Genomic DNA, 11,526 nt, shown 5'->3' with positions numbered 1-11,526 from the left:
AACTAACTATTTAATTAGATTTACATCTAATTTATTATAAGGAATTTCAATATTATTAGAATCTAGAGCTTTTTTAACATTTTCAATCATATTACACTTAGTTGAAAAAAACAATCCATTATCTATTACCCAAGCTCTTACTGCAAATTCTATTGAACTTGATTGAAGCTCATTTACGCCTATAAATATTTTCTTACTAGTATCTTCTTTTCCATTATTAATATTTTCAGTATTAACCACTGCTTTATATATAATATCTTTTACTTTATCAATATCACTAGTATAGCTTACACCAACAAGCCAATCAATTCTTCTTACTACTTCTTTATTTGATATAATCTCTTCATTTTTTGCTTGAATTCTTTTTGCGTGCATTGTAGTATAGTTTATAACTTCTGATGTAGCAATATTTGTATTTGGAGTAATAATTAACTTTCCATCTGGCATTTTCATGTATGTATGAAATAATGAAATATCCTCTACAATACCAATTTTACCATTTACTTCTATAGTATCACTTTTTGTAAAAGGACGGAACACAACTAGCATTATCCCACTTGCAAGATTAGATAAAGAATCTTTTAATGCTAGAGCTATTGCAAGTCCTGCTGCACCAAGAGCAGCTATTATTGAGGTAGTTTGCACACCCATTGTTCCTAGCGTAACTACAACTGCCATTACCATTATACCCACAAATGCCAATTTTGATAGAAAATTTGAAAGCATTTCATCTTTTAGCGTTCTTAAAAGTATTTTTCTAACCCTACCTGCTATAAAGTAAGCAAGCCAAATTCCAAAGATTAATATAAAAATTGCTTTTGAACCAACTACTATTGCGTTTATTAATTCATCTAGCATTAAATATAAAATATTAGTTAATTTTTCTTTCATAATTTTTCCTTAAGTTAAATAAATTCTGTTTTTAAATAAATTCTTTTACTATTCCATTTAATTTTTTACCATTATATGGTGAGAGTAAATCTTTTATATCATAATTAGAATCTAAGTCTATTAACATTAATTTTGCTTCTTTGCCAATATCTATTCCACCACAATTTAAGTTTAAAATTTTAGCTGGATTTTTAGCACAAATATTAATTAATTGTTCTAAACTTATAACTCTTGTTTTTACCAAATATGTGTAAAGTAGAGAAAAATAATAATAAATTGCATCAATACCGAATTCTGCATCATTAAAGACTTGCTCTTTTTTGGAGTTATAACAAGCACATTGCAATGAAGTTAATAAATCAATCTTTCCACTTTGTAAAGAATCTAACAATAAATCTTTAGTTTTATTATCTTTTAATGGAGGATTAATTTTTGCCGAGGTATTGTAATTATTGCAAGCCTCATCACTTAAAACTAAATGATGAATTGATACTTCAGCAAAAATATTTGAATTATGCCTCTTTGCAGTATTAATTAGCTCTATACTTCTAATCTCACTTATTGCACTAAATATAACTTTTATATTATAAAAAACTGCTACTTCTAGTATCTTTGCTACTTCCTTGATTTCACTTAGAGGATTCCTCGCTTGAAGTCCTAAGATAGAACTTATTTCACCATAGTTTATAACACCACCTAATTTATCATCAGCATTAACAAATATAGGAATATCAAGCATTTTTGCATATTTTGCAATTTTATCTATCGTATTTGCACATTGGATACTATCTAAGTTTATTCCAACCCCTCCAAGTGAATTTAGAATTGAAATATCACATATTTTATTCTGTGCATTATTTGATGCCATTAATGGTAGTATTTCAATATCATTATCAAGGTTTTTTATAAACTCTATTGCCATTTCATTATCTATTTTTGGGTTTGTATCGCTATTTAAAGCTATTATTCCAACACCACCATTTTTTGCTTTTTTAGATAATGAAATAAGTGAATTCCTAGATAAACTTTTATTTTTAGGGAATACATTCAAGTCTATAAATTGTGGGATTAAAGTATAATTTTTACAATCTAATATTGCTGTATCATTTGTAGAATCTGCAATTAAGCCATCTTGAATTTTTAATTCGGATATATTGTTAGCATTTTTAAGTATCATTTTATTCCTTATAAGATTATAGTGTTTAGTTTATCTAACCCACCAAATATGATAATAATTCCAATTAAAATAAGTAAAATACCACTACTTATCTCTATAAACCTATAATATTTTTTTATCTTATTAAATAAATTAAAAAATATATTAATAGCAATAGCTGTAAGTAAAAATGGCACTCCAAGACCCACTGCATAAACAATCATAAGCCAAATACCGCTATTTATATTTACAACACTTAAGGCAATAATTGAGCCTAATATTGGACCTACACAAGGACTCCAGCCAAGTGCAAATCCAACACCTAATATGAAAGGAGAAAAAATATTAATGAGCGCTTTAAGTCTATTTTGTTTATTTTCATTATAGTTGAAACTTAGTTTTTTAGTTTTATAAAGAATATTAAATCTAATAATTCCAAGAAAATGAATTCCAAATCCAATAATTATACCTCCAGCAATATAATTTACAATGCTATTGCCTAAAAATCTTCCGATAATACTATTAAATGAGATTCCAATAATTATAAATATTAATGAAAATCCAGCCACAAAAAGAATAGCTTTTTGTAAAATATAAATCTTTTTTTTATGGGAATTCTCTTTTAATTCTTCTATTGAAATTCCGCTAATATATGACATGTATGGAGGTATGAGCGGTAAAATACAAGGACTTAAAAAAGTTAGGATTCCAGCAAGAAATGCTGTTATATATGGTAGTTTATCATAGAGGTTTATTAATGCTATCTCCATTAAAATTTTAAAATCCTTAAAAAACTTTATTGATAAATTATATCTAAAACTAATTGATATTTGGCTATAATCACTCATTTTAAGCAAAATATCTTACAAAATCATAATGAAAACTTTAAAAAAGTAAAAATTATTGCTTTAAAAAATAAAATTAAACTTAATAAAGAGATACAATGAAAATTACTACCAATAATGGTTTTTTGGAATTTAAACTTAAAGCAAAGGTTCTAAAGGGAATATCTGAAGCAGGGTTTAATTCACCAAGCCCCGTTCAACAAAGTGCAATTCCCCTTATTTTAGAAAAACATGATTTAATAGCTCAAGCTCAAACAGGCACAGGAAAAACTGCTGCATTTGCTATACCCATATTAAACATGCTAACAAATAATTCTGATATAGAAGCATTAATTATTGCACCCACAAGAGAACTTGCTATGCAAATTAGTGATGAAATTTTTAGATTGGGTAAGTTTTTAAAGACAAAGACAATTTGTGCTTATGGTGGACAACCAATAAAAAGACAAATTGATTTATTAAATAAAAAGCCAAAAGTTATGGTAGCTACACCCGGAAGATTACTAGATTATTTAAAAAATAATAGAATTAAAAACTTTAATCCAAAAATTGTAGTGCTAGATGAAAGTGATGAAATGTTAGATATGGGATTTTTAGAAAGCATTGAAGAAATATTTAGATTTATACCAAGAGATAGACAAACTTTATTATTTTCCGCAACTATGCCAATTCCAATTAAAAAATTAGCAAATAAGATTTTAAATAATCCAAAAAATGTGAATATTACAAGTGTAAATATTGCAAATTCAGATATAGAACAAAAATATTATATTGTTAATGAAAATGAAAGAGATGATGCTATAACAAGATTACTTGATGCTACATCTCCACAAAAATGTATTATCTTTACTAGAATGAAAAAAGAAGCAGATGTTTTAGCTGAATTTTTAGTATCAAAGGGATATAAAGCTACAGCACTCCACGGAGATATGTGCCAAAGAGAAAGACAAGTTGCAATTAAGTCTTTCAAAGACAATAAAGTTAAAATTTTAGTTGCTACTGATGTTGCAAGCCGTGGACTTGATATAAGCAATGTTAGCCATGTTTTTAACTATCATATGCCACTTAATCCGGATAGTTATGTCCATAGGATAGGAAGAACGGGTAGAGCAGGGAAAAAGGGAGTTGCAATTACACTAGTAACCCCACTTGAATTTAAAGATTTAAAAAGAATAAAAGAGCAAATTAAAACAAAATTAGAGCTTTTTGAATTATCTGATACACAAACAAATAGTGATTTTATAAATAAAATTTTAGATTATAAAATATCATCAAAATCACTAGATTTATATCCATTATTAAATACAAAAATAGATAATGCTCAGCTTATTTGCAAGCTTTTATCTTATCTTTTTGATGTAGTTAATAAAAATATTGATATATTTGAAGAGCAAAAATCTAAGAAACTAAATAAAACTTCAAAGTCAAAACAACATAAAACAAAAATAATAGATGATAATAAAATAACTAAAAATAGAAGGTCAAAATATTGAATTTTCAACCATATCCATTTGAAAAGCTAAATAATTTAATTAAAAATATTAATCCAAAGAAAGATGTTTTCAAACTAACCATAGGAGAGCCACAATTTCCTACACCCAGTTTTATCCAAGATGAATTTATAGCTTCTAGTTCTCTTTTATCTAAATATCCTGTGAGTAGTGGAGAGAGTTTTTTAAGAAAGTCGCAAATTAATTTCATAAAAAAAAGGTTTAATGTAAAAATAAATAATGATGAAATCATACCTACTTTTGGGACTAGAGAAGTTTTATTTAACTTTCCTTGTTTTTTATTTAACTTTATTTTTAGAAATAATAGTGATAAAGTTATGGCTTTCCCAAATCCTTTTTATCAGATTTATGAGGGTGCTGCTATTGCAAGTAATGCACAAATTATTTATATGAAAATAGATTCTAGCAATAATTTTAAACCAAAACTTTCTAATAATGATTTAAAGAAAGTGAAATTAGTAATTCTAAATTCACCAAATAACCCAACAGGACAGGTTTTAAGCCTAGATGAATTAAAAGAATGGGTAAGATTAGCTTTAGAATATGATTTTATTTTATTAAATGATGAATGTTATAGTGATATTTACGAAAATACTCCACCACATTCTATTTTAGAGGCTAGTTTGGCAGTTGGTAATAAAGAATTTAAAAATATTTTTTGCATTAATTCCATCTCAAAACGATCTTCAGCCCCAGGATTAAGAAGTGGCTTTATTGCTGGAGATAAAGTAATTTTAAAGCAATATTCATTATATCGCACATATATTGGCTGTGCTATTCCACTTCCTTTACAAAGAGCCTCTAGTGTTGCTTGGGAAAGTAGTAGTGAAGTTTTTAGAAAAAAGTATGCTACTAATCTCAAATTAGCAAGAGAAATTTTAAATATTAATATTAGCGGATATACATTTTATATATGGCTAAAAATTGACGATGATTTATTATTTACAAAAAGACTTTATGAAAATGAGGGCATACTAGTTCTCCCTGGACGCTTTTTGGGTAGAGAAGGTGTTGGAGAGGGGTTTGTTAGGATTGCTTTAGTTTATGATTATCAAGTAACTAGAAATGTATTAGAGAGGTTAAAGCTTTGGATATAAAAAAAATTCATTTTGTTGGTATTGGTGGAATTGGAATTTCTGGTCTTGCAAGATATATGCAAGCTCAAGGCATTGATATTAGTGGCTCTGATATTGCTGTTAGTAGTTCTACAAACTATTTAAAAAGTTTGGGAGTTAATATTAGCATACCGCATAATAAATCAAATATTACTTCACAGGATTTAGTGATTCATTCTGCAATAATTAGAGATAATAATGAAGAATTAATTGAAGCTAAAAAGAAAAATATCCCTGTTTTATCTCGCAGTGAAGCTTTAAAAATTATTTTAAAACAAAAAAGAGTTTTTTCAGTGTGTGGAGCGCATGGTAAATCTAGCACTACTGCAATGTTAAGTTCTATTTTAAATAAATATGGTGCAATAATTGGGGCAGAGAGTAAGGAATTTGGTTCAAATGTTAGGGCTAAAAAAAACAAAAGTATAGTATTTGAGGCAGATGAAAGTGATGGTAGTTTTATAAACAGTAATCCATATTGTGCTATTGTAACAAATGCAGAGCCAGAGCATATGGAATATTATAATTATGATTTGGATTTATTCCACAGTTATTATAAAAAATTTTTAAAAAAAGCAAAAACTAGGGTAATCAATGCTGAAGATGAATTTTTATCTACCTTAAAAATTAAAGCTCTTCGTCTTTTGCCTAGTAAGGATATTAGAGATATAAAGCATTATTTGTGTGATGATGAACCATATAGTTCATTTAGTCTATATAATAATGATAAGTTTATTGGAGATTTTGAGGTTTGGGGTTTTGGATTCCACACATTAAGCAATGCTTCTTTAGCTATTCTAGCCTCACTAGATGATTTAGATTCTAAAGAAATAAAAGAAAATTTACTAAACTACAAAGGCATTAAAAAAAGATTTGATATAGTTTGCAATAATAATAGATGTATTATGATAGATGATTATGCCCACCACCCAACAGAAATAAAGAGTACTCTAGATTCTATTAAATATTATGCTAAGCTTAAAAAAATAGATAAATTAAGTGTGATTTGGCAGCCACATAAATACTCTAGAACTATTAATAATATTGATGGTTTTTCAAAATGTTTTAAGGGTGTAGATAAGCTTATCATTTTACCTGTTTGGCGTGCTTATGAAGAGCCAATTGATATTGATTTTTATGGATATTTTAGAAAGTATTCTCCACTTTTTGCAGATGAAATTAATCGTAATGGTTCAAAAATTGAAATACTAAAAGATAATAATATTTTAGATGTTTTAGACTCTGGGCTTATTGTAGGTTTTGGGGCAGGTGATATAACCTATCAAATGAGAGGTTTAATTTAAATAAATAAGAATTAGGAATTAGTTTTAAGATATGAAGATTTTAATAATTTTAATAGTATCCATTATAATAGGTTCATTTTTATATTTTACTCTTAAAGATAGAGTTGATAGAAAACGCTATATAATACTTGGAATCTTATTTGTTATACTTATTTTTATCATTGTAATTTACACACATATATCAGATAAGCAAAACCAAAAATATACAAATATAATTGCAGAGTTTAATAGAGGTGAAGATATATTATGCAGCGGCATTACTTTAAATAATAAAAATTTTACATTTACTAATGGGACACTAAGTTTTACAGGTAAAAAAGGAACTAAATTTTATAATCAAATAATTTCAATTGATGAATGTGAATAAATTTTATGGAAGAACTTATCCTAAAAAAGCTTGATTTAGAAGATTTTATATCAAAATTTAGACTATATTTTGCTAGAGAGCAATCCTTAGAAATACAAGGAGATATAAATCTTTTTAAACTTTATTTAGATGAATTAGATAAAATCGCTTTTACCCCACCAAGCAATATTTTAAAACTAGATAATGAAATGCTTTTATTAAAAAAGCAGGGTGTTTTAAAACTAGAACAAATTTTTGAATTTATAAAAATTATTAAATACTTTTTATATCTAAAGAAACTAAATTTATCAAATTTTAAATACATTCCTTTAATGCTTGAAAAAATATCAATTCCTCAAGATATTTTTAATATATCAAATTATTTTGATAATGATGGGAATATATTAGAGGGTAAATATGAAAAATTAGATTTTATTAATAAAAACATTCTAACTACACACTTAGAGATAAAAAAGCAAATTAACAAACTGCTACAAAATAGTAACTTTAGTCCCTATTTAGTAGATAAACAAATTCATTTAATAGATTCTAAAGAAAGCTTACTTGTAAGTGCTGGATTTAATAAAATCCTAAAAGGACAAATATTGCATCGCACACAAGCAGGATATTTTTATGTATTCCCAAACAATATAGCAAATATTTATGATAGATTAGAAACCCTAAAAAATGAAAAAGAAATGTTAATTTATGAGATAGAAAAAGAAATTTCTAATATCTTTTTACAAAATATATTATTTTTAAAATTTATCAATAAAGAATTTGATAGATTTGATAGCATGCAGGCTCGTATATTTTTCGCTAAAAATGGTAATTATAATTTTGTCTTACCAAATAAAAAAAATGAAATTATTTTATGTGATTTTTGTCATCCAAATATTTCTAATCCAACACCTTGCAGTATCTCTTTTAAAAGTAAGATTCTAATAATTACAGGTGTTAATGCAGGTGGTAAAACTATGCTTTTAAAGTCAATTTTAAGTGCTGCATTTTTAGCAAAATATTTAATACCATTTAGGATAAATCCATTTAAATCAAAAATTTCATATTTTAAAGATATTTATGCAATTATTAATGACCCTCAAAACTCAAAAAATGATATTTCAACTTTTGCTGGAAGGATGCTTGAGTTTAGCAAACTTTTAGATTCTTCTAATACATTATTAGGTATAGATGAGATAGAGTTAGGAACTGATGCAAATGAAGCTAGTGCTTTATACTTTGCTATACTAGAATATTTACAAAATAAAAATATGAAAATTATAATCACCACTCATCACAAACTTCTTGCTTCTAAAATGACTTCTAACCCAAATGTGGAGCTTGTAGCTGCTATGTATGATGAAAAAAGAAGGCTTCCTATTTATAAATTTTTAGAGGGTTGCATAGGTAAGAGCTATGCTTTTGATAGTGCTTTGAGATATAAGATACCACATTTTATAGTAAATAGAGCAAAAGAAATCTATGGTGATGATTTAGAAAATCTAAATGAGCTAATAGAGCAAACCTCACTTTTAAAAACTAAATTATTAAAAAAAGAGCAAGAAATAAATAAGCAAATAGAAATTAACCAATGCAAAAGTTATGAATTAGATTCTTTAATAAATAAGCAAAATAGTGATTTTAAAAATAAAATTTTGGAGTTAGAGAGCATTTATAATAAAGCTTTATATGAATTAAGAGAGGTTCTAAAAAAGAACGATACAAAAGAAATTCATAGATTCTTAAATAAACAACATAAAGAATTTAGCAAACTTCCAAAAGAAAGCGTTAATAAAAATATTAAATTTCAAGTAGGAGATAGAATCTATTATGGAAAAAATGCAGGCTCTATCTTAAGTATTAAGGCAGATATAGCAACTATTGAGCTAGATTATGGAATAAAGCTAAAAACAAAACTATCTAGCATAAAATTAGCAAGTATTAAAAAGCAAGACCAAGCCCAAAAGATTGATTTTATAAAAAATGCTAAAAGTTGTAATATCAGCCTTGATTTACATGGAAAGAGGGTAGAGGAAGCATTAGAATTACTAGATAAATATATTTCAGATTGCTTATTAGCTGGATTTGATGAGGTGCTTATTTATCATGGGATAGGAAATGGAGTCTTATCAAATGTGGTTAGAGAGTTTTTATCATCGCACCCAAAGGTAAAAAGCTTTAGCGATGCACCAAGCAATAGCGGTGGATATGGTGCTAAGGTCGTTAGATTTTAGGATTTATTTTAGAGTAGTAAAATATTTAAATTAAATGATTTCTAAATTTCAGTTATGTATAGCTATATTATGGTAGAATCACACTTTTTATTTAAGGATTTAAGTTTTGTTTAAAAAAAGTTATATTGGAAATGGAATTTTAGATTTTATAAAGACTAATAATGAAAAAATTGCTCTTATATTATTTTGTATAGGACTTTTTATCTTATCAATTGGGCTAAGTGCCATTGAAAGTGATGCTTTTATTTTAAGAGTTCAAACACTCTTTCACATAGGTGGAGTTTTATTTATACTATGCAATTATAAAAAATTTTGTAAAGATGATTTTAAGATACTTTTTATACCTACTTTATGCTGTATTGTATTAGTTATACTTGGAATGCTAACCTACTTTGATACTATTATGCCACCAAAAAGTTTTGGAAGCTTGTTTAAATCCATTAATCAACATATTATTGGTTATTTTGCTTTTTTTATTTTGTGTTATTTTTTTGCTAGATATGCAAAGAGAGAGATTATAATTATATTATTAACTTTTTTTGGAATAGTTTGTTTTATGAATGTATTTGCAATGATATACCTAGCTATAAAATATGGCTTCTATCATAATACATTTCATTATAATATTCCATTTTTTTTTCCGGGAATCTCTGTTTATAATATTTGGATTATAGCACCATTATCTATAAGTATTGCTGGAATTTGGGCTTTTAAAAATATAAAGATTAAATTTTTATTTATAATTACTTTAATTTTAAGCATACTTGCGATGCTTTCAAATGGTGAGAGAAGTTTTTTTATAGCATTTATTGTAATAATATTTACTCCATTTTTTATGTGGCAATATAAACATAAAATAAAGATTCTTGGTATTTTGTTTATTTTTTTAGTGTTATTATTTTGTTTAATCTATCATATTTCTAAAGATTTACCACCTAGGTATGATATTGCCCATATGATCGATAATATTAGCACCGTTTGGGATACAGCTCCAATAGAAATGGGAAAATATGATGAATTCTGCTTTAATGGAAAGTTAAATTGCTCTAAAGAAAGTATTCAAAATGGTATTAGTAATATTACTTGGGAGCATAGCTCACTATCTCGTATTGCTATGAATAAATCAACTTTACTTGCGTTTTTAGATGAGCCATTTAAACCACATATAACTAATATATTTGCTATATCACCATATTTATATAATTATTTTAATTTAAATAATAGCAATAATAAAGTATATTTTAATGCAAAAGGAGATATTTATAAAGATATTATAGATGATTATAATGGATATAATCATCCACATAATCATATACTAAGCTTATTGTTTATGTATGGAGCTATTGGTTTTATATTTATAGTATTATCTACTGTATATATGATATATAGTGGATATAGGGCTATAAAATTATTTAATAATAGATTTTTAGCATTAATATTTTGCTTAATGATTATTGGTATTTTTATTTGTAGTTTATTTGATATGCTACGGTCAATTATGTTAGAACCTTTATCTATTATTTTTGGTATATTATTGGGCTCTTTATATAATAAGCAAATATATAAATGAAAATTTTACTTACCATAGCAGATATTAGTATCACTGGAGGAGGAGAGAGGGTTGTAGTTAATCTAGCTAATGCTTTCATATCTATGGGGTATAATGTAGAGATTCTAAGTTTTTATAGAGCTAATAAAACATTACCATATAATATTAAGTCAAATTTAACTTTTTTATATAATTTGTCTGAATCTAGCTTAAAGAAAATATATTTTAACAATATACTTAAAAGATTTTATTTTAAAAATATATTTAAATTTTTATTAAGCTTTAAAATTAAAAATATTTATAAAGATATAGATATAATCATTGCAAATGATTGGATTTATACACCATTTTTTAAGAATAAAAATACAAAATATATAAAGATTTTACATCTTAACTTTAAATTTTACAATAAGCGAAATTCTTATTTTGATACTCTTGTTTTATTAACTAATAATGAATATCATAAATATAGACTATATCACCCAAACATAAAAGTAATTCCAAACTTTATTCCAGAAATTCCTTTAGAAGTTTCTAATTTAGATAATAATAATGTCCTTTCAGTTGGTCGTATGGAT

The 11,526-nt window shown here is 26.0% G+C and carries 10 protein-coding genes; 7 read left to right on the top strand and 3 right to left on the bottom strand.

The window, feature by feature from the left end; all coding sequences use genetic code 11:
- Positions 1–6 precede the first annotated feature (6 nt).
- From CQA44_RS05645 to CQA44_RS05635, 3 genes are read right to left on the bottom strand one after another with little or no spacing between them, the layout of a single operon-like run.
- A complete protein-coding gene (locus CQA44_RS05645; RefSeq protein ID WP_115546310.1) occupies positions 7–891 on the bottom strand; it encodes a mechanosensitive ion channel family protein in 885 nt (294 codons plus the stop codon).
- Between the two features lie 31 nt (positions 892–922).
- Positions 923–2,068 (bottom strand): amidohydrolase family protein, encoded by a 1,146-nt coding sequence (locus tag CQA44_RS05640; protein WP_115546309.1) that lies wholly within the window; start codon positions 2,066–2,068, stop codon positions 923–925.
- A gap of 8 nt (positions 2,069–2,076) precedes the next feature.
- On the bottom strand, positions 2,077–2,817 hold the full coding sequence (locus CQA44_RS05635) for a cytochrome c biogenesis CcdA family protein (RefSeq protein WP_258864913.1): 741 nt from the start codon (positions 2,815–2,817) through the stop codon (positions 2,077–2,079).
- 173 nt (positions 2,818–2,990) lie between these two features.
- Between CQA44_RS05635 and CQA44_RS05630 the strand changes: the two genes are divergently transcribed.
- From CQA44_RS05630 to CQA44_RS05600, 7 genes are all read left to right on the top strand, one after another.
- Positions 2,991–4,385, top strand: a complete 1,395-nt coding sequence (locus tag CQA44_RS05630) for a DEAD/DEAH box helicase (protein ID WP_115546308.1) — start codon at positions 2,991–2,993, stop codon at positions 4,383–4,385.
- A complete protein-coding gene (locus tag CQA44_RS05625; protein ID WP_115546307.1) occupies positions 4,382–5,500 on the top strand; it encodes a succinyldiaminopimelate transaminase in 1,119 nt (372 codons plus the stop codon). Before CQA44_RS05630 ends, CQA44_RS05625 begins: the two co-directional genes overlap by 4 nt.
- The gene (gene murC / locus CQA44_RS05620; protein WP_258864912.1) at positions 5,491–6,819 is read left to right on the top strand and encodes a UDP-N-acetylmuramate--L-alanine ligase; all 1,329 of its coding nucleotides are present in this window, start codon (positions 5,491–5,493) and stop codon (positions 6,817–6,819) included. The genes CQA44_RS05625 and murC overlap by 10 nt, the downstream gene beginning before the upstream one ends.
- Before the next feature lie 31 nt (positions 6,820–6,850).
- Positions 6,851–7,186 carry a hypothetical protein gene (locus CQA44_RS05615; protein ID WP_115546306.1) on the top strand — a complete coding sequence of 112 codons (336 nt, stop codon included), beginning with the start codon at positions 6,851–6,853 and terminating at the stop codon, positions 7,184–7,186.
- Between the two features lie 5 nt (positions 7,187–7,191).
- A complete protein-coding gene (locus tag CQA44_RS05610) occupies positions 7,192–9,399 on the top strand; it encodes an endonuclease MutS2 (RefSeq protein ID WP_115546305.1) in 2,208 nt (735 codons plus the stop codon).
- 106 nt (positions 9,400–9,505) lie between these two features.
- The gene (locus CQA44_RS05605; RefSeq protein ID WP_115546304.1) at positions 9,506–10,969 is read left to right on the top strand and encodes an O-antigen ligase family protein; all 1,464 of its coding nucleotides are present in this window, start codon (positions 9,506–9,508) and stop codon (positions 10,967–10,969) included.
- The coding region (locus CQA44_RS05600; RefSeq protein ID WP_147289756.1) for a glycosyltransferase at positions 10,966–11,526 on the top strand (561 nt) is incomplete at its 3' end. The genes CQA44_RS05605 and CQA44_RS05600, both read left to right, overlap by 4 nt.

It is taken from the genome of Helicobacter sp. MIT 14-3879 (assembly GCF_003364125.1).
Note: the sequence above shows the minus strand (reverse complement) of the source record. Positions and strands in the feature narration are given on the sequence as shown.

Excerpts from the sequence above, each read along its gene's own strand:
- CQA44_RS05630 (WP_115546308.1), top strand. The coding sequence starts at position 2,991 with ATGAAAATTACTACCAATAATGGTTTTTTGGAATTTAAACTTAAAGCA.
- CQA44_RS05615 (WP_115546306.1), top strand. The coding sequence starts at position 6,851 with ATGAAGATTTTAATAATTTTAATAGTATCCATTATAATAGGTTCATTT.
- CQA44_RS05640 (WP_115546309.1), bottom strand. The coding sequence starts at position 2,068 with ATGATACTTAAAAATGCTAACAATATATCCGAATTAAAAATTCAAGAT.
- CQA44_RS05645 (WP_115546310.1), bottom strand. The coding sequence starts at position 891 with ATGAAAGAAAAATTAACTAATATTTTATATTTAATGCTAGATGAATTA.
- CQA44_RS05635 (WP_258864913.1), bottom strand. The coding sequence starts at position 2,817 with ATGGAGATAGCATTAATAAACCTCTATGATAAACTACCATATATAACA.
- CQA44_RS05610 (WP_115546305.1), top strand. The coding sequence starts at position 7,192 with ATGGAAGAACTTATCCTAAAAAAGCTTGATTTAGAAGATTTTATATCA.